This window comes from Desulfosporosinus sp. Tol-M2, from assembly GCF_059735615.1.
This window is the reverse complement of the sequence record NZ_JCAIJG010000123.1, coordinates 112,814-131,760: the sequence shown is the minus strand read 5'-3', so window position 1 is coordinate 131,760 and position 18,947 is coordinate 112,814. Positions and strand designations below refer to the sequence as shown.

Here is an 18,947-nt window from a genome sequence, read left to right as displayed (position 1 = left end):
GCCTTTCTCATATTAATTTCTGGATAAATATGTGGAAATTCTTCCACCATTATATTATAATTAAATCGAACATCAGTTTGCTTGAGGTGAAGCAGTGGCTAAATCTAAGAAGATTAGAGATCTAGTATATGGCTTTATTAGCCTTGATGAACAAGAATGTGCAATTATTGACCATCCAGTATTTCAAAGGCTTAGACGTATTAAACAATTGTCTTTGACAGATATGGTATACCCCGGGGCCAATCACACCAGATTTGAGCATTCAATCGGTGTAATGCAAATGGCTACGGATATGTTTGATAGTATTGTTGACAAGAAGAAGGAGCTTTTGGAGAGGGAACTCTCATTGAATGAAAATGGCATTAGAATTTACCGTAAGATAGTCAGAATTGCAGCCTTATTACACGACATTGGACATGCGCCTTTTTCCCACTCCGGAGAAGATCTTATGCCATTGTTGCCAAGTACGCATGGTAAGTATGTTGAAGGTCAACAGAAAAGATACGAACATGAGGAATATAGCATAAGAATCATTAAGCAAGTGTTCAAAGAAATTATCGAAAATCACCCTGCCAATGATAATTATCGGATCAGAGTGGAGGATGTTACAGCTCTTCTAGGCGATACAACAGTCAAACCGAAGGCAAATTCCTTGCTCTGGAAAGAGTTGATATCCGGTCAGGTCGATGCGGATAGAGCGGATTATCTTCTTAGGGATTCAATGCATCTTGGAGTAAGTTATGGTATATATGATAGAAATCGACTTGTGAGTTGTATGACGATTAGTAAGACGGAAACTGATGCTCCCGTTTTAGCGATAGATGAAAAAGGTTGGTACATAGCTGAGAGTTTAGTGCTTGCGCGTTATCAGATGTTTTCGCAAGTATACTTTCATAAGGTGCGCAGGATTTACGATTATCATATTTATTGCGCTACTAAAGAGATTTTACGGAAAATGGATGTAAAGGACGCGTGCTATCCTCCGCCCGACCAAATTCAAGACTATATTGAGTTTGACGATTGGAAGATTTATTCAGCTCTAAAAGAAGGATCGGGAGGGAGGCATGGAGAAATAATCCTTAATCGAACTCATTATAAGTGTATAGAACAAACACAGATTATTCCAACTGAAACAGAAATTAAAAAAATGCAGGAACTGAAGCAGAATTATGTGGGGAAGAATTATTACTTGGATGATAAAGCGTCCACGTCGTGGTATAAACTAGATAAAGATATTTTTATAAGTGTGAATGATCATCAAATTCAACCTTTAAGTGAAAAATCAAGTATAGTAAAGGCCATGATTGAAAAACCAAGACTTCAACGATTTTATGTAGAGCATCCAAAAATGAAAGCGAGCGATTGTAATGGTTGATTTAAGCAAACGTATGGGGATTATTTCTTCCATTGTAAAGCTAAGGCCTGGACTTGGGAAAACAGCGATGATGAAGTATATCTTTTTGCTGCAAAAAGTATATAAGGTTCCTTTAGGCTATGATTTTGAGATATATACCTATGGCCCTTACGCCTCTGAGGTGATGGTAGATATTGATTATGCAAACCATCAGGACATCATTAGTATAGAAAGGATTATTTATCCTACCGGTCATAGTGGGTATCATTTGTCACCTTCATCAAATATTGAAATGACAGTGGATAAAGAAAAGGAATTCGTTTCCAAGTATGAAGAAAGCGTTCAAGAGGTCATAACCCTTTTTGGTGATAAGACGGCTAAGGCGTTGGAACTTGCGACAACAATAATTTACTTATACGGAACATATACTGCGAACCATTGGAGTTGCACATTAGAGACGATTTCTATTAATTTATGCGAAATAAAGCCGCATTTTGATATAGAAACTATACGGAATGAATATCAACATTTAGATGGATTAGGTCTTCTTGAAAGAGCTGTTTAGGACTCAAACACAATTACCCAGCCATATAGCCATCCCACTAACCGTTTCAGAACGGCGAATAAAGGAGAGAAATTATTTTGCGCAGTGATATAGTTAAAAAGGGTTCCACAAAAGCAGCTCATCGCTCCCTCTTTTATGCCATGGGCTTTACCCCTGAAGATCTGGAGAAACCCCTTATCGGAATTGTTAACTCTTTCAATGAGATCATCCCCGGCCACGGGCACCTCAAGGATTTGGCCCAGGCGGCAAAATTAGGGGTATCGGCCGCGGGGGGAACTCCGATCGAAGTGCCGGCCATCGGGATTTGCGATGGTATTGCCATGGGCCATCTAGGTATGAAATTTTCTCTGCCCAGTCGTGAACTTATCGCCGATTCAATAGAAGCCGTCGCCCAAGCACATGCCTTGGACGGACTGGTCTTAATTACTAACTGTGATAAAATTATTCCCGGCATGCTTATGGCAGCCGCACGCCTCAACATACCTAGTATAATTGTCAGCGGCGGACCCATGTTAGCCGGTTGCTATCAGGGAAAAAGCATTAGTGTCAGCCAGATGTTTGAAGCAGCCGGCCAATTTGAATCCGGGAAGATTAATTCGGTGGAACTCGCCGCGATGGAGCAATCCGCCTGCCCCGGCTACGGTTCCTGTGCCGGTCTGTTTACGGCGAATTCGATGAATTGCTTAACTGAGGCCCTTGGCATGGCGCTCCCCGGTAACGGGACCATTCCCGCTGCGAACTCCGGGGCCCGAAAAATGCTGGCTAAACGGTCTGGCTTAATACTTGTTGATCTAGTGAAAAAAGATCTCAAACCTCGGGACATCTTGACCCAACAGGCCTTTGAAAACGCCATCGCCCTGGATATGGGTATTGGGGGATCCTCCAACACAGTTTTACATCTCACGGCGATTGCAAATGAAGCCGGTATCGAGCTTCCTCTCTCCCTCTTTGATGCCATCAGTGCCAAGACCCCTTATTTAACCAAGCTCAGCCCCTCAGGTACTCACCACCTGCAAGACCTTAATGAAGCGGGCGGGATTAGTGCCGTAATGTATGAACTGAACAAAGCCGGGGTCCTGCATACTGCTGCTCTGACTGTTGCCGGACCACTTAATGATCGTTTGGAAAATGCTCAGACGACTTGCCCGGATGTCATCCATTCAGTTGATAACCCCTACCGCAAAACAGGGGGCATCGCGATACTTTCCGGGAACCTGGCAGCGGATCAGGCCATAGTTAAAGAAAGTGCCGTTGAAAACGATATGCTTGTGTTTGAAGGTCCCGCCCATGTTTTTAACTCTGAGGATGAAGTGCTGGAAGCCCTCTTAGATAAAGAAGTGCATGACGGGGAAGTCGTTGTGATCCGCTATGAAGGACCGAAGGGCGGTCCCGGTATGAAAGAAATGCTCAATCCTACCGCCATCATTACCGGCATGGGATTGCGGGTGGCTCTGCTCACCGACGGTCGTTTCAGCGGCGCCACGCGCGGCGCGTGTATCGGCCATATCTGTCCGGAAGCCATGGATGGAGGAACCATTGCCCTCGTGGAAAATGGCGACCGCATTGCCATCGATATTCCCGAACGTTCCCTGCAGCTGCTTGTCTCGGAAGAAGAATTGACTAAGCGTCGCCAGGCTTGGGTAAGACCCGAACCCAGGTTCAAATCCGGTTATCTGGCACGGTATGCCAAGTTGGTTAGTTCCGCAAACAAAGGTGCAGTTTTAGTCTAAGGTCAAGGGATGCATAAACCAATTAATATTGTAATTCCCAATAAAATGGGGTTGCTGCAAACTGGAAAACAAGTTTACGGCAACCCCTTTTTCTTCCTTGGCACGGTTATCAATTATTTTTACTAATGTTTTCATTTTACTATGTTTTCGCCTGATGTTGAGCACGATGCTCATTTCAATTGCAAACTAAAACTTCCGAACCCCGATAAACTCAGCTAACTCTTCCAAAGCTTTCCGTGCTGGGACCTGGGGAAGAGCCCGCAGATGTTTTTTGGCTTTCAAAACATATAAATCGACCAAATGCATCGACTCATCGATCGCCCCGGTACTGATGATCAGTTCAATCGTTTCCCCCACTTCTTCATCCGTTTTGTCTATTTTTCCCAGCAAGGCCTTTAAGTGGGAAGGGTTCGGGGACGATTTCAAGGCCAGAATCATGGGTAATGTCATAATGCCCTGGTGCAAATCTCCCCCAATTGGTTTCCCAAATTCGGAGGGCTTGGCCGTTAAATCCAAAACATCATCGACAATTTGAAAAGCCATTCCCAGCGAATGTCCATAAGCACCCAGTGCCCAAACTTGACGACTGGGAGCTCCCGAAACCAAAGCACCCAGTCTGCAACAGGCGGAGATTAATAAGGCCGTTTTACGTTTTATACGGTAATAGTACTGTTTTAAGTTTTGCTCGACGTCAAAGGAACAATTAATCTGCTGAATCTCCCCTTGGCACATTTCAACACTGACCTCTGCTAATATACGTGCGACCTCTGGATGATCAATCTTCGAAATGAGCATCAATGATTTAGCTAACAAGTAGTCTCCCGTTTGTACGGATACTATATTACCCCAGTTTGCTTTAACCGTCGGGCTCCCTCTTCTGATCATCGATGCATCAACGACATCATCATGAACCAACGTGGCCATATGAATAAGTTCTAAGGCCATGGCCACCGGCATTAACTTTTCCAGGGAATATCCATAGAATTTTCCGGCTAAGAGCGTAAAAGCCGGGCGTAACCGTTTTCCCCCGGCAGCTAATAAGTGAACAGCCGAATCCTGGAGAATCGGATAATCCGTCTCCACAAATTTGGTCAGTTCTTTTTCAACCCGCTGCAAATCTGCATTTATTTGATTAAAGAGCCAGAGTTGTTTCAAAACCGGTTCACCTGCTCGCACCCTTTTCTTCATAAGATACCATATCTATTGGTAGTTCGGCTAGAGGATCTTCCGACTTCGTCTTGGACGGTTCCTCCGAGGCTGGGTTTTCATCCTCATGCGTTAACAATTCATCATCGGTCTTATGATCGTCCGTCCTACTTTGCTCATTTTGTGTCAAGGTAACATGAGAGGACGTCGTCTGCTCAAATGCTTTGTTGATCATATTAACCGGGTTATCCAGATTTGATTTTTGGAATTCTTTGGCCATATCATTGGTTGCCTTTCGAATTTGGAAAACCACTTTCCCAATTGTTCGAGCGATATCCGGCAAATCTTCAGGCCCAAACAAAATAAGCACAATAACCATAATCAAGAGGATTTCGCTCATACCCATGTCTTTACCCCCCTTATTTTGTCGCCAGGTCTTTTTTTCTTCTGCGCGCCACGAGATAACCCAGCCAGATGCTGATTTCGTAGAGGAGATATATCGGTCCCGCCATGAGAAGTTGTGTCACCAGATCCGGTGTTGGGGAAACAACAACCGCCAGGATGACGCTTAGGAGTATTGCCCAACGTCTTTTTTTAGCTAACGTCTGGGGAGATAAGACACCTATGCGGATTAATATCAATAAGACTATCGGTAATTGAAATACAAGTCCAAAAGTCAAGAGAAAAGTTAAGAGAAAGCTAAGATAGGATGTTTTGGTCACAAAGGGCGTTGCCTGAGCAACCCCGCCACCGGCATAAAGCAAGAATTTAATCCCTAAAGGCATCACTCCGTAGAAACCCAGGGCGGCGCCGCTAAGGAAGAGGAGTACCGAACAGGGAACAATAATATGTATATATTTCTTTTCGTTTTGCTTTAGAGCCGGCAGCACAAAACTCCAAATTTGCCACATAAGGACTGGGAGCGCCAGAGTAATTCCAATGAACATGGAAACTTTTATCTTCACCAGCATTGGTTCCATGGGCGTTGTCGTAATGAACCTGATATCCTCCAATAAAGTTACAGGCCTTGCTAAATAAGCGAATACTTGATTACTGAAGAACCACCCGATTATGGAGCCCAGTATTATGGCATACGCAGAGATTATTAATACTTTGCGCAGGGCAACTATATGTTCCAGTAACGGCAAATTGTCATCCTTGCGTGGTCGCTTGCGCATCAACCTACACTCCCTTCCCGTACACCTTTAGCAACTCGTAGTGCGTATTGCGTTGAACAGCCTGATAACCCGCACCTTCAATGCAACGAATAATCTCCTGTAACGGGACACGCGTTTGTACGCCGGCGGCACGAACGACATTTTCTTCCAGCATGGTACTCCCAAAATCATTCGCCCCAAAACGTAAAGCCACCTGCGCCATCTTGGCTCCTTGGGTAACCCAAGACGCTTGGATATTGGGGACGTTATCGAGCATTAAGCGGGCGACCGAGAGTGTCCTCAGGTACTCGACCCCCGTACTTCCTTCTCCGCCAAGCAATGTGTTGGCAGGCGCAAAACTCCAAGGAATAAAGGCCGTAAATCCATCCGTTTGATCCTGAGCCTCTCGAACACGTACCATATGTAAAATTCGTTCCTCCAACGTCTCGACATGCCCAAACATCATGGTTGCGGTCGTCTTCATGCCCAACTTGTGTGCTGCAGTCATCACGTCCATCCATTGTTGCCAGCTTATTTTGTTAGGGCTGATTAGATGACGAACCCGGTCATCCAGGATTTCTGCCCCACCCCCAGGAATTGAATCCAAGCCTGCATTTTTAAGACGCAAGATGACTTCCTGAACAGACAACTTGGATTTATTTGCAAGGTCCCATATTTCCGGAGGACTGAACGAGTGAATATGAATGGAGTAATGAGCTTTAATATCATGCAAAAGATTTTCGAAGTACTCCAGATCCAAGTCCGGATGCAATCCCCCTTGAATTAAAAGCTGAGTCCCCCCAACGTTAATTGTTTCTTCAATCTTAACATGTAATTCGTCCTGTGACAAAATATAACCGTTTGTGTCTCCAGGTTTACAATAAAAGGCGCAAAACTTGCATTGACAAGAACACACATTTGTGTAATTTATATTCCGGTCAATAACAAATGTCACCCTTTTTTGCGGATGCATCTGCCCCCGGACGAGATCCGCCCCTTGACCCAGAGAAAGAAGATCTGCATCTTGAAATAGTTTGATCCCATCCGCGATGGATAGCCGTTCACCCTCCAGACGTTTCTCTATGATTCTCAAGGTCTCCGTTTGCATGCAGATCCCCCTAACCCGTCCCGTTCCACCGCATCCCGACCTGCTTTTTGAATCATGTGGATCATGGCTCGTTTAGTCATACCTTGACTAAGATCCACCCCTCCTGAGTGACTAATTCGTTCCTCAACTATGTTACCCTCTAAACAATCAACCCCAAAGGCCAGAGAAACCTGGGCCAATTTGAGACCCAGCATGATCCAAGAGGCTTTAATATGATCGAAATTATCAAGTAAGATCCTGGAAATCGCCAGCACTTTCAAGTCATCAATACCCGTTGTAGTTCCATTACCCATCGTTCCTGCTAATACTGTATCTTTAGGATAACAGGAAAGCGCTATGAAGGACCGAACCTCCCCTTTTTGGTCCTGCAGTACTCGCAACTGCAATAAATGGTCAATCTGCTCCTCCGCAGACTCCATGTTTCCGTAAAACATCGTTGCATCGTGGACATTGGTATAATTTAAATGTTGCTTGATAATAAAAAAAGTTTGATTTCCGTTTTTTCTTTCGCGCACGATATTAGCCATATACCCAAGCGCCAGGATATCTTGACTGTTCATCAAGCGCACACCGTCGTCACGGTCTAATCGTTCGCCCTTTTCGACTTTTTCTATCAAGTCAAAGAGTTCACTTGGCGCAAACAGTGAGGACAAAGCATACCCACCTTTCCTTTATCGCAATAAGGTTAAATCCAGAATTGAAAATACAAAAAGTAAGAGACTTAAGTAGCCATTAAGGTCGAAAAAAGCAACTCCGATCTTCGAAAAGTCGTCCGCCGAGACAAGGCGATGCTGCCAATAGAGTAACACGCCGGCAATCGCGACACCTACGTAGTACAACCAACTCATAGACATTACCACTCCGACGGCTATAAAAAAGAAGGCCGCAATAATATGCAATCCCGATGAAATCTCTAAACCTCTCTGCAAACCAAAAACTGCAGGAATTGAGCTAAGCCCCTCCCGGCGATCAAACTCCACATCCTGACAGGCATAGACAACATCAAAGCCCGCGACCCAAGTCATGACCCCTAACCCTAAAAGAACGGGCGCCAGATCCCAATGACCGGTTACCCCAATCCAGGCTCCCACCGGAGCCAAACCCAGTGCAATTCCCAATACGATATGGCAAGCCCAGGTAAACCTTTTTGTATAGGAGTATAAGACAAGAATAAAAACAGCAATCGGCATTAACTTCAAAGCCAAAATATTGAGTTGGTACGCCGAAAAGCCAAGGAGCAGGAAAGAGAACAAAGTATATAAGTAGACTTCATTCACTCTTAACACCCCTGTCGGCAGTGCTCTTTGCGCCGTTCGGGGGTTACGTGCATCAATATGCCGGTCAATCAAACGGTTCAAGGACATCGCTGCCGTCCGGGCCCCTATCATAGCCAGCGTAATCCAGAAAAGTTTGAGACCAGGCGGAACACCATTTGCAGCTAAAAAGGCGCCTAGATACGCAAAAGGAAGGGCAAAAAGGGTATGTTCAAATTTAATCATTTGGAAAAAGACTTTAAGTTTTTGCATACTCCGCTCCGTTCGTTACGATCATGCCTCTTGGGGACTGTAATCTCCGTTCAGCTGCTTCGCCATGAAAAGATACACTTCGCGGAGGGGGTGTAACTGAAGCTGCGACTCAGACGAAATCTCATTCAAGATAGCATTCGCCCGCTGAAGGATCGATTGAACCTCGATATTCTCCAAACGTTCTTTCCATGCTCCCCATGCTAATCCTAATTCCCAGCCAAAAGCTTCAATTTTATGCTGTAAAGGAACTGAAACCCCTGCGAGTTCCGCACTTAGACGGGCTGCCAATGCTGTTAATGACGCGCTCTCCCTTCCAATTATTTTAAGCGACTCCGCCAACCCAAGTTTTTTGTCACGGGAAAGCCAGCGGGAAATTCCCCCCTCACTCATCGTTCCCATGACTTGAGCAAGTGGGTCTAGAAATGGAAGCAGCTTCTCACTGCAGAGCTCCAGAAAAAACTTTCCATATAGTAAATCCCCAACCAGTACCGGAAATTGTCGCAGTTCTTCCGCGATATCACTATCCTCTTTCATTAATTTATGGACTTTATTGGCCATAAATAAAAATTGAATAATTCCCGCCAATGCTTCTGATTTTCGTCCATGTTCTTTAAAAGCTCGGCTTACAGCTAAGACAATCGCCGGATTTACTGTTCGATCAAGTTCATCCATATTCAGCTGAACCAATTCCTCAAAACTCTCTGGCTTCATGTTTATTTCTTGGCGCAAACGCATTTGAACATTGTTTAGTTTCTCCAGAAAGCAAAATTCTACCGGAACCATATTATCGCTCCTTGTCTTCCATTCAACTATTCAGAAAGCATAACTGACTGTACAAGTCAGATTATAGCACTTTCTGGAAGGTCCCTTCCCCAAGTTTTCTATAAGACATTAACCTATTCTATATTCGATATACTTATGTAAAGTCCTGCCCTTTTTCCGAAAGTACTCTGTTAATATGACAAAATTATTGCAAGAGTATGTAAAACTTCTGAAACAATAATATAATAGACCCCGCAACTTTTTAGTCACAAGGTCTATCTAGTACCAAGTCAGAAAGTATAACTCCTGGGTGGCATAAGTGCAACCAAAGGCTTCTAACGGCACCTGCGGCTTCGTAGAAGCCTGGTTTTCTTTATCCGCACTTGTCTTTGTCCGAAGTAAAATAAATATCCCTCCTAAATATTTACCGCTTCCTTTGGATCTTCAATAATACCCCGCTTGATTTCCGTTGCTGCCATATGACCGGCTTTGAAATGATTGGTTAAAAAGTTACAGGCAACCCAGGGATTGACACGGTCCCCGCAAGTAAAGACGTCTACAGCTGCATATCCGAGTTCAGGCCACGTGTGGATGGCTAGATGCGATTCAGAAATCACAACAACACCACTCACCCCTTGAGGACTAAATTTATGAAAAACTACCTCACGTACCTCGGCACCAGCCTCCAAAGCTGCGTTGACCATAATTGCTTCGACTTTTTCACGATCGTTTAAAATGTCGAAACTACACCCATTAATTTCAGCCAACACATGACGTCCAAGAGAATTTGCCAATTGTGATCTTTGCCCCCTTTTTTCTGCAAAATAGGAAGGAATTTGAGCCGAACTTCTTTTATCCGGACACACAAATTCCACCAAACTAAATTCTAGCACAAAGTTTGAGGTTGTCAATAAAAATTTCTATTGACTCTTAATCATTTTACGCCGCCATACTCCGGTTTGCTCCAACGGTGAAATAAATTTCGGTTCACTTCGTCTCATTCAGCTGGATCCATGTTAACCGTCTACTTATTTATGTGAATGGTAAAAAGCAAGACTATTATTCTTCCAAGTATAGCTAACATAAACAATGTAAACATTATTTTTAACAACAACACTATTGACTTGCATACCTCTCTATTCTAAAATAAACGTAATGCAGGATTATGTATGGAGGTGAATTATTTGAGCTTAACCTTGACTGCGGCTGAAGCTGCAGAAATCCTTAAAATCTCAAAATATACCCTTTATGAACTTGTTAAACGGGGAGAGATTCCCGCTCACCACATCGGTCGCCAACTTCGAATTGATCCGACAGTCCTGGACCGTTATTTACGAGGAACCCTTAGTCTCAGCAATAACCCCCCTGCCGCTACGCACTCCGACGTCTCAGGATTACCGGTTATTCGCTTCATTGGAAGTCACGATCCGGTAGTCGAGCTGCTTTTCGAGTTTCTCAAACATGCTGCAATACCCATCGAATCCTCGATTTCCTTCAAAGGAAGTATGGATGGTCTAATTGCGCTCTATCGCCGAGAAGCAGAGATTTCTGGCGCACATCTTTGGGATGAATCATCAAAAGATTATAACCTTTCCTATGTCAGACATGTTATCCCCGGAGAATCCGTTTGTATCGTGAATTTAGTTCAGCGGGAACAAGGGTTCATTGTGGCGCCCGGCAATCCTCTCCATCTTCAGACCTGGGAAGATATTACTCTGGAAGGTATGCAATTTATTAACCGCCAAAAGGGATCAGGAACCCGTCTGCGACTCGATGCTTACCTAAAATCAGCAAAGATTTCTCCCGGCAGAATTCTAGGCTATGAACATGAAGAAGCCACTCACTCTGGAGTTGCTTGCCGCGTAGCTAGTGGACAAGCCGATGTCGGCGTTGGAGTAAAAGCAGCTGCACAGCGACTTGGCCTTGATTTTATCCCCCTATTTAATGAACGCTATGATCTGGTTTGTCTGGGGAAAATAACTAAATCTCCTGTTTGGCAACAACTTCTAGAGGTTTTAAGATCTCCTGGATTTATCCAAGCTATTCACCAGCAGAAAGGGTATGATACTTCTCTGACAGGGAAAATTCTTTTAGATGGATAGGAGGGAGTTTCTTAGCACAGTCACACACGTTCCATTGCTATTCACTTGCCGCCAAGGCTAAAACACATAACCTCTGGGCTTCACTGAATGTGCGACCAATGTGTTTCTTCACGCCTTATCGACTACGCACACTGACGCAATTCCTCTCTCCGTGCTCCCTAAGCTAAGAAACTTCCTCAGGCTTGGGTCGCCGGGGGATGGAACGTACTCTATGCAATATCATTTCATTCTTTGGCTTGGCTACGACGAGGCTTGCGACGTGGAAGAACGCAGAGGTAAAGCGTATAGAAAAAATATATATATTTTAGGAGGTAAAAAGAAATGAAAAAAAAACTTAAACTTGGCTTGTCACTACTTTTGATTGCCATCTTGATGATCGTCGTCGGGTGTGGAAAAACAGCAGCTCCAACACCACAAGCGACTGATACTCCAAAACCTGCAAATCCCGACCTTATTTTAGCGACCACCACAAGTACAGTTGATAGTGGTTTACTCGATGTGCTCGTACCTGATTTTGAGAAAAAGACAGGCTATAAGGTAAAAACCATTCCTAATGGCACGGGTGCTGCTTTAGCCATGGGGGAAAAAGGCGAAGCTGACGTTTTGCTGGTCCATGCTCCTGCCTCGGAAAAGAAATTGGTCGATAATCAAACAGCCATCAACTATCAGCTGGTGATGCATAACGATTTCGTTATTGTAGGTCCAACTGCTGATCCCGCAAAAATCAAAGAAACAAAAACAGCCGTCGACGCTTTCAACGCCATTAATGCCAGTTCCTCAACATTTGTCTCCCGTGGAGATGATTCCGGAACAGACAAAATGGAAAAAGCATTATGGAAGAAGGCCGGTCTTAAGCCATCCGGAAGTAAGTATCTGGAGAGTGGTTCGAGCATGGGCCAAACACTGACCATGGCCTCTGAAAAAGACGCCTATACCCTCACGGATCGTGCAACTTATCTGGCAACAAAGAAAAATTTAAAACTTGACATCCTCCTTGAAGGGGATGCGGCTCTGCTCAACATTTATCATGTCATGCAGGTAAACCCTGAAAAATTCACAAAGGTCAATGCTGCCGGAGCCAAAGCCTTCGTCGAATATATGATTAATGCAAATACTCAAAAACTCATTGGCGACTTTGGCAAAGATAAATACGGTGAGGCTCTCTTCTATCCTGATGCAGGTAAAAAGATGGAAGATCTCTAATAAGTAAGTCAGCTTTCCGATGGCTAACCGTTACCAGGACTCCCGCTTTTTCAGTGGGAGTCCTAGTAACGCTATCTCTCTGGATAAGCTTAACTATACTTCCGATGGAGTTAAACTCCACCTGAAGTAAGTATCCTAATTCTTGCACCGAAGGGAAAATAATCGCATGGAAATGATCTGGCAAGGAATCCTAGCCGCCATTCACCTTCTGATAACCGGAGATCCCGGGGTAATTGAGATAACGCTTCTAACCCTTAGAGTATCAGGTACTGGAACGTTAATAAGCCTGCTTATCGGGATTCCGTTCGGTACACTTTTAGCTCTTAAACCCTTTCCAGGACATCGCTTCGTCTTAAGTGTCGTCAATACAGGGATGGGCATGCCACCGGTGGTCGTAGGACTATGGGTCTCAATTTTTCTTTGGCGCTCCGGACCCTTTGGATTCTTAAATATCATGTATACCCCAACAGCCATTATCATTGCCCAGGCGATCATTGCTTCTCCCATTATTGCCGCCTTAACCTCTGCCGCTCTTCAACAAACCGACCCCAAACTTAGGCTCCAAATACAGGCCCTGGGCGCAACTCGCTGCCAGTATATTTGGTTGCTTCTTAAAGAAGTCCGTTTTTCACTCTTTGCTGCAATTATTGCCGGTTTTGGGGCCATTGTTTCGGAGATTGGGGCATCTATGGCGGTAGGTGGAAACATCCAAGGCCAAACTCGCGTTCTTACAACAGCAACTGTCTTGGAAGTTTCCAAGGGCAATTTCGACATCGCTATTGCCTTAAGTATCATTTTATGCTTACTAGCCTATGGGGCAACCTTGGGCTTAACCCTTCTCCAACAAAAACAGCAAGGAGGTCCATAAGTGCTTGAAGCTCGGGAGATAAGCTGGATCAAGGACCATAAAACCATATTGCAAAATATTGATTTTCACTTGTTTCCTAAGGAATGCGTAGGTCTCATCGGACCAAACGGATCCGGTAAAAGCAGTTTATTAAAAATCCTCGCCTTTCTGGAAACCCCGACATCCGGCTTACTCTATTTTCAGGGCCAATCCGTTCCAAAGCGCGTCCCGCTTCCTATTCGTCGCAGAATTGCTTTTGTTTTTCAGGAACCCCTCTTATTAAGCACACGCGTTTTTGACAATGTCGCCATCGGATTAAAAATTCGAGGCCTCAGCAAAGGGATAGTTCGGGAACGGGTGGATTATTGGCTGGAACAATTTGGGGTAAGCCATCTTTCTAAACAATTAGCACGGTCACTCTCCGGCGGAGAAGCCCAACGCGTTAGCCTGGCACGAGCCTTTGCCCTGGAGCCGGACATTCTGTTTTTAGACGAGCCATTTTCATCCTTAGATGCCCCAACCAAAGAGGGGCTGCGTCTTGACTTGGGTCAAGTTTTTAAATCAACTCAAACGACGACTGTGCTCGTTAGTCACGATTTTAAGGACATTGCACATTTAACTAATCGAGCCTTGATTCTCCTGAATGGGCAAGTTGAGGCTGAAGGATCTCCATCTCAACTACTCAAGGGTCCTCAAAAAGAAGATGTCGAGCGTTTTCTAGAGCACTTCTCTACATAATAACGTATCATCCAATCCCAGGGGGACCCTCAAAAGGTCCCCCTCAAAGCTTTATCCATTGACTAACCGTCACGAAATCGAGAATTCACACACCTAATTCCGTACATCAAGTCCCATCTGAGTCCTGGATTCCCAGGGTTTTTAGACATTCCGGAGTTGGTACACCCGCATCGTCCCATCCACGTACATTATAGTACATAGGGAGAAGTTCAGGCAATTTGCGGATACTTCCTTTTGAAGGTCCCGCAGGAATTTCTACTTTTAATAAACTTTCAGTAAGTGTGTCGTCCGCGGTGGTCATACCAGTCCGTAAATTATGTAAACGTTCAATGTTCCAAATCCGGTCTCCGCAAGCCATGAGTTCGGCATCTGTATAATTGAAACCGGTCACAGCGTTGAAAATCGCCGTATAATCATAATAACCCAGCGCTACTGAAGTGAACAAGCACATTCCAACGGAGTCGATGACGGCTGAGAGATCCTGTAAAATCTTGACCCACATTGCTTTTCCCTCAATCGAGTCCTTATCAATTAGTTGAGGAAAGCCTAAGATTTCCGGAGAAACTCCGTACTCACGAACGTGACCACCACCCCGGTTACTGGTTGCAAATTCGAGGCCCTGTCCTTGTATGCCCCGACGATCATAGGCTGGAATCTCAAGTTTTTTCAAAGTCATGGATAGCTCTGGTTGTCCATAATATTCAGTGAAATTATATGAACCCTGAGCCATTTTGGCTCCGAGTCCTTCAGCGTGAGCTATTTTCCGGACCCATTCCACCATTCCTTGAGCATTTCCGAACTCAAGTGGCGTCCCATCAAGTTCTTCTTGCTTTATATATCCACGCTGAACAAGTTCCATACCCATTGCAATGGTACAACCGACTGAAATCGAGTCCAACCCTAATTTGTTGCACAAATCATTGGCTGCATGAATCGCTTCATAATTATGGATGCCACAGTCAGAACCAAAACTCGATTTAGTTTCCCGTTTAGAGCTTATGTCTTGGCCGTCTTCCAATTTATTATGGCGACCACAATTAATCGGACAACGATAGCAAGCATCTTTTTTGATCAAGTGGTTTGCCGGCATGGTTTCTCTGCCGATTAGATCGGCATCATACACTCCAAGACCTTGACCTGTTACGCTTTTTCCCTTAAATTTGCCCAAAGCCGCAATTAAGACATTTTTCATCTTATCCGGATTAGCATTTTCGACTTTCCCAGTTCCACGAACAATAAGTGCTTTGAGATTCTTAGATCCCATTACTGCACCCACTCCACTACGCCCAGCTACACGATTGAGGTCATTCATGAACACTGCCATCAAAGAAAGGTTTTCACCTGCGGGACCAATGGTTAGAACTTTCGCCTTCTCATCCCCGAATTCCAGCTTTAAGGCCTCTGTTGTTGCATAAACATCCTTACCCCAAAGCTGGGATGCATCCTTGATTTCCACTAAGTCATCTTTAATGGAAATGTATACAGGATTACCAGCCTTACCTTCCAATATGACCATATCATAACCGGCAAACTTAAGCTGCACCCCCCAATACCCCCCGGAGTTTGAAGAGGAGATAACTCCATTTAGCGGTGATTTTGTCACAACCATAAAGCGTCCAGACGATGGAGCGTTCGTTCCAGTGAATACTCCAGGAGCAATATAAATTGTGTTTTCAGGAGAAAGCGCATCGACATTTGCTGCTACCTCATCAAAAAACATTTTCCCCGCAAGCCCACGCCCGCCCAGATATTTTCTGGCAAGTCCCATGTTTAAAGGCTCAATGCCGGTTTTCCCTTTCGTAAGATTGATACGTAATATTTTTCCGGTATATCCGCCCATTAATCTTCCTCCTTATCGGCTCCCCTTTGCACTTGAATTAACTCCCCCAGAATGCAGACAGCTATTTCTTCGGGAGTTTCTGCTCCAATTTTTAGACCAATTGGAGCATGGAGCTTTTGCAGCAATCTGTTCGGAACTCCTTCCTCCTCCAATTTAGCAAGCAACGCTTTAACCCTTTTACGACTACCTATCATGCCAATATATGAGGCAGGTTGGTTTATGACTTTCTTCAGACATACTTTGTCATAACTATGTCCCCTGGTAATAATCACAACGAACGTTTGCGGATTAATATTGATAGCATCTAAAGCTCGTTCAAAATCATCGCATATTATTGTATCAGCGGTAGGAAATCGGGCAGAATTTGCAAAGGATGGACGATCATCGACTACTGTAACCTCATATCCAATGATTTTGGCCATGGTTACCAGGGGGAGCGCTATATGTCCTGCACCTAAAATCAACAATTGTACGACGGTGGTTGGGGGCTCTATCAATAATTGGTAAGCCGCTTTCGTCACTGAGGAGACGAATGGTTCGAACTCGGAATTCAAACTAATTAATTGCGGCTGGCTTCGAAGATCTGTCTTCGCACTCTCTAAGGCAACTCTGTTCAGTTCTTCTAAACCAAGATCACCTAAGACGTCTCCGTTATTCTTGAGGAACAGCTTTTTCCCTATGAACCGTTCCTCAGCCGCTTCAATTACGGTTACCAGTATGGGGTTATAGCAGCTTTCTAAACCAGACAGATAATCAATGTAGAGATTGGTTAGTTCCACGGGACTTTGAGAACCCAAGTAATCGATGAATAATCCCATAATCCCCCCGCAAACCATTCCCTCTTCTTGGGCGATGTCCGCGGTCATATTCAAATGATATACCTTTGAGGTGTACGCCGCTATTACATTCAAGGCCTCCCTCCTTCCCTCGGCCTCGCCACATCCGCCGCCAATAGTTCCAACTGTTGTCCCGTCCGCAAAAACCAACATCTTCACACCCGGCTTACGGGGAGATGACCCCAGCACACTAGTTACAGTAATCAGGGCCGCCTCCAGTTTTTGGTGAAATACTTTTTTCAGTCCAAGATAAACTTCTTTCTCCATTAGCCTTGCCCCTTTTCCTATTTTGTCCCCGTAAAGTATTGTATTGCTCCGGAGTATCAACATCTTGAAAAAAACTTTCTTCCACCGGATACTTCCGCCATCGTTCAGGATAGCGGTATAAGACTTCCTTACCTCCCTGTTCTCCTCGCAGCTCTAAAAGTTCAGGAACATACTGCCGGTGAAAAAACACGGGCGATCCCGCCTTATCCCCGACAATCGGTACCAGAAAATCCGGAAGATTCTGCTGCAGCTGCTGCAGGCAGTCTGCAAGCCTTTGCACCGTAATTCCCACTTGATCTCCGGGCAGGAATCCAATCCACTGAACCGCATTGTTTAAGTCTTGTAAACCAGAGCGAATCGTCTCCGCGAGCGGTTGTGGACTTGGTACTTGAATCCAAGCCCCACCGTACGAATTGAACATCCGAATACGATTTTCCGGAAGATAGGTCTCTATAGGATGTTTGGCGACAACGTATATCTCAGTGATCACTGAGAGAGGGGATACAACCAACAAACGTTGCTCTTGAAGGGTGATTGCCTCCAAAACAGTCTGAAGCACATAACCAAGCACCGTCGTGTCCTTCCAAGGCAGTACGAGTTTATCTTGCCCCATTCTGGTTGCCAGACCGGCAGCCATTACCACAAATCGAACCACTGTAGTTTCCCCTCCTTGGCATCCCCAGCAGCTAATCGCAAATGGTTTGGCCGATATTTCAGTTCTATAATTTCCCGTTGAATTTCCGTCCACCTGTGGTTTAGTTCAAGCAAAGGCTTGCCTGAATCCCTGAAAGCCTTCGCGTTAAGGAGAATAACCCAAGACATTTGCCCATATTGGGGAGCAAAGACGGGGGATCTCAAGAAATAACGCCAAGCCTTCTCTGCGTTCCAAACGTGTCCAAGAAGATCGAGACAACCAGCCGGTCTGTGAACTTGCTCGGTCTGCAGGACTTTCCCCCACAAACCGCCATCCAGCACTAAGACAACACAATCCGATTGCCGTGGAATTTGCGGTTCATGGGGTTCCCAGCGGCATTTTATCTTGAGTCCCCTGGCTCCATCCCCTTCTATCACCCAAAAACGCTTGCTGCTACCCAAGGCACCACGAGTAATCTCCCCGTGCACCCCTGGTTGAATTCCTTTTTTCTTAACCAAACTGAAATCTTCGAATATGGCATCATCGACCGCTTTCAGGGGAGGCCCTATCCACTTTCCGTTTCCCTCCATCACGTCTACATACCAAAAACAAGCACCTTCTTGTTCATAAGGCGGCGGATTGGGATTTTTCCAACCCTTCATTGATTCCTCGGGAAAGACTTTTGTCGTGGTCGTTGCAACAACCCGCTGCCCAGCGGCGTCAATTTCTTGAGTGATCGAGCGCAGACAGGTCGTCTTCCCTCCGGCTCCAATAAACGTAACAACTTGCACACGCCCTGTCATGCCCCATATACTGCCACTCGCCCAACTGTTCGGTAACCCTGTTTTTAAACTGGCCATGTTCTCTTCTCCTGCGATTATTTTCGACTAGTATACTCCTAGTGTTAGCTAAAGTCCAAGCTCAAGTTTCTCTCCTTTGGCCCCTTAGCTATTGGGAGGAATTCTTTTCTATACCAGGTCCTTTCTCCACATTCATTTTTGAGTAACGAAGTTCGTGCCTCATCACGCTTGAAATCCTCTAATATACTGACTCTTTTGAATCCTCTAATCGTATGCTATACTAATACATCGTTAATATACAGAATCATTGGCAGCGCTTAATAACAGTGTGT

The 18,947-nt window shown here is 44.9% G+C and carries 20 protein-coding genes; 7 read left to right on the top strand and 13 right to left on the bottom strand.

What is annotated here, in order from left to right; all coding sequences use genetic code 11:
- Nucleotides 1-94 precede the first annotated feature (94 nt).
- From AC6I5A_RS10115 to ilvD, 3 genes are all read left to right on the top strand, one after another.
- Nucleotides 95-1,375, top strand: coding sequence for an HD domain-containing protein (locus AC6I5A_RS10115; RefSeq protein WP_034615195.1), 1,281 nt, complete (start codon nucleotides 95-97; stop codon nucleotides 1,373-1,375).
- Nucleotides 1,368-1,919 (top strand): hypothetical protein, encoded by a 552-nt coding sequence (locus tag AC6I5A_RS10110; protein WP_052168017.1) that lies wholly within the window; start codon nucleotides 1,368-1,370, stop codon nucleotides 1,917-1,919. The genes AC6I5A_RS10115 and AC6I5A_RS10110 overlap by 8 nt, the downstream gene beginning before the upstream one ends.
- A 77-nt stretch (nucleotides 1,920-1,996) precedes the next feature.
- Nucleotides 1,997-3,649 carry a dihydroxy-acid dehydratase gene (gene ilvD / locus AC6I5A_RS10105; protein WP_034615193.1) on the top strand — a complete coding sequence of 551 codons (1,653 nt, stop codon included), beginning with the start codon at nucleotides 1,997-1,999 and terminating at the stop codon, nucleotides 3,647-3,649.
- Here the strand turns inward: ilvD and AC6I5A_RS10100 are convergent.
- From AC6I5A_RS10100 to speD, 9 genes are all read right to left on the bottom strand, one after another.
- Nucleotides 3,641-3,784, bottom strand: a complete 144-nt coding sequence (locus tag AC6I5A_RS10100) for a hypothetical protein (RefSeq protein ID WP_497900649.1) — start codon at nucleotides 3,782-3,784, stop codon at nucleotides 3,641-3,643. The two genes, ilvD and AC6I5A_RS10100, sit on opposite strands and share 9 nt — an antisense overlap.
- Before the next feature lie 51 nt (nucleotides 3,785-3,835).
- Complete coding sequence (locus tag AC6I5A_RS10095; protein WP_034615244.1) at nucleotides 3,836-4,804, bottom strand: polyprenyl synthetase family protein; 969 nt, start codon at nucleotides 4,802-4,804, stop codon at nucleotides 3,836-3,838.
- Nucleotides 4,805-4,811: 7 nt separating this feature from the next.
- Complete coding sequence (locus AC6I5A_RS10090) at nucleotides 4,812-5,201, bottom strand: twin-arginine translocase TatA/TatE family subunit (protein WP_034615190.1); 390 nt, start codon at nucleotides 5,199-5,201, stop codon at nucleotides 4,812-4,814.
- Between the two features lie 13 nt (nucleotides 5,202-5,214).
- Nucleotides 5,215-5,973, bottom strand: coding sequence for a twin-arginine translocase subunit TatC (gene tatC, locus AC6I5A_RS10085; protein ID WP_034615187.1), 759 nt, complete (start codon nucleotides 5,971-5,973; stop codon nucleotides 5,215-5,217).
- A 4-nt stretch (nucleotides 5,974-5,977) separates the two neighbouring features.
- Nucleotides 5,978-7,060: a cyclic dehypoxanthinyl futalosine synthase gene (gene mqnC / locus AC6I5A_RS10080; protein WP_034615184.1), complete on the bottom strand. Its 1,083-nt coding sequence runs from the start codon at nucleotides 7,058-7,060 to the stop codon at nucleotides 5,978-5,980.
- Nucleotides 7,042-7,713 (bottom strand): FO synthase, encoded by a 672-nt coding sequence (locus AC6I5A_RS10075; protein ID WP_034615183.1) that lies wholly within the window; start codon nucleotides 7,711-7,713, stop codon nucleotides 7,042-7,044. The genes mqnC and AC6I5A_RS10075 overlap by 19 nt, the downstream gene beginning before the upstream one ends.
- 18 nt (nucleotides 7,714-7,731) lie before the next feature.
- Nucleotides 7,732-8,586 (bottom strand): UbiA-like polyprenyltransferase, encoded by an 855-nt coding sequence (locus AC6I5A_RS10070; protein ID WP_034615181.1) that lies wholly within the window; start codon nucleotides 8,584-8,586, stop codon nucleotides 7,732-7,734.
- 21 nt (nucleotides 8,587-8,607) lie between these two features.
- Nucleotides 8,608-9,369, bottom strand: coding sequence for a polyprenyl synthetase family protein (locus tag AC6I5A_RS10065; protein ID WP_034615180.1), 762 nt, complete (start codon nucleotides 9,367-9,369; stop codon nucleotides 8,608-8,610).
- 395 nt (nucleotides 9,370-9,764) lie between these two features.
- Nucleotides 9,765-10,142, bottom strand: a complete 378-nt coding sequence (gene speD, locus AC6I5A_RS10060; RefSeq protein WP_034615241.1) for an adenosylmethionine decarboxylase — start codon at nucleotides 10,140-10,142, stop codon at nucleotides 9,765-9,767.
- 390 nt (nucleotides 10,143-10,532) lie between these two features.
- Here speD and AC6I5A_RS10055 point away from each other — a divergent pair, with 390 nt between their 5' ends.
- The 4 genes from AC6I5A_RS10055 (at nucleotide 10,533) to AC6I5A_RS10040 (ending at nucleotide 14,238) form a co-directional block, all read left to right on the top strand.
- Nucleotides 10,533-11,450: a substrate-binding domain-containing protein gene (locus AC6I5A_RS10055; protein WP_034615179.1), complete on the top strand. Its 918-nt coding sequence runs from the start codon at nucleotides 10,533-10,535 to the stop codon at nucleotides 11,448-11,450.
- A 321-nt stretch (nucleotides 11,451-11,771) separates the two neighbouring features.
- Nucleotides 11,772-12,653, top strand: a complete 882-nt coding sequence (locus AC6I5A_RS10050; protein WP_034615178.1) for an ABC transporter substrate-binding protein — start codon at nucleotides 11,772-11,774, stop codon at nucleotides 12,651-12,653.
- Between the two features lie 166 nt (nucleotides 12,654-12,819).
- Nucleotides 12,820-13,521 (top strand): ABC transporter permease, encoded by a 702-nt coding sequence (locus tag AC6I5A_RS10045; RefSeq protein ID WP_034615176.1) that lies wholly within the window; start codon nucleotides 12,820-12,822, stop codon nucleotides 13,519-13,521.
- The gene (locus AC6I5A_RS10040) at nucleotides 13,522-14,238 is read left to right on the top strand and encodes a sulfate/molybdate ABC transporter ATP-binding protein (protein WP_034615173.1); all 717 of its coding nucleotides are present in this window, start codon (nucleotides 13,522-13,524) and stop codon (nucleotides 14,236-14,238) included.
- 106 nt (nucleotides 14,239-14,344) lie between these two features.
- On the opposite strand, the gene AC6I5A_RS10035 is transcribed toward AC6I5A_RS10040, so the two are convergent.
- The 4 genes from AC6I5A_RS10035 to AC6I5A_RS10020 are packed head-to-tail and all read right to left on the bottom strand — an operon-like array spanning nucleotide 14,345 to nucleotide 18,675.
- Complete coding sequence (locus tag AC6I5A_RS10035) at nucleotides 14,345-16,078, bottom strand: aldehyde ferredoxin oxidoreductase family protein (RefSeq protein ID WP_034615169.1); 1,734 nt, start codon at nucleotides 16,076-16,078, stop codon at nucleotides 14,345-14,347.
- The gene (locus AC6I5A_RS10030) at nucleotides 16,078-17,181 is read right to left on the bottom strand and encodes an XdhC family protein (RefSeq protein ID WP_034615165.1); all 1,104 of its coding nucleotides are present in this window, start codon (nucleotides 17,179-17,181) and stop codon (nucleotides 16,078-16,080) included. Before AC6I5A_RS10030 ends, AC6I5A_RS10035 begins: the two co-directional genes overlap by 1 nt.
- A complete protein-coding gene (locus AC6I5A_RS10025; protein ID WP_497900648.1) occupies nucleotides 17,105-17,836 on the bottom strand; it encodes a nucleotidyltransferase family protein in 732 nt (243 codons plus the stop codon). The genes AC6I5A_RS10030 and AC6I5A_RS10025 overlap by 77 nt, the downstream gene beginning before the upstream one ends.
- Nucleotides 17,818-18,675, bottom strand: coding sequence for a putative selenium-dependent hydroxylase accessory protein YqeC (locus tag AC6I5A_RS10020; RefSeq protein WP_034615162.1), 858 nt, complete (start codon nucleotides 18,673-18,675; stop codon nucleotides 17,818-17,820). Before AC6I5A_RS10020 ends, AC6I5A_RS10025 begins: the two co-directional genes overlap by 19 nt.
- Between the last annotated feature and the right edge of the window lie 272 nt (nucleotides 18,676-18,947).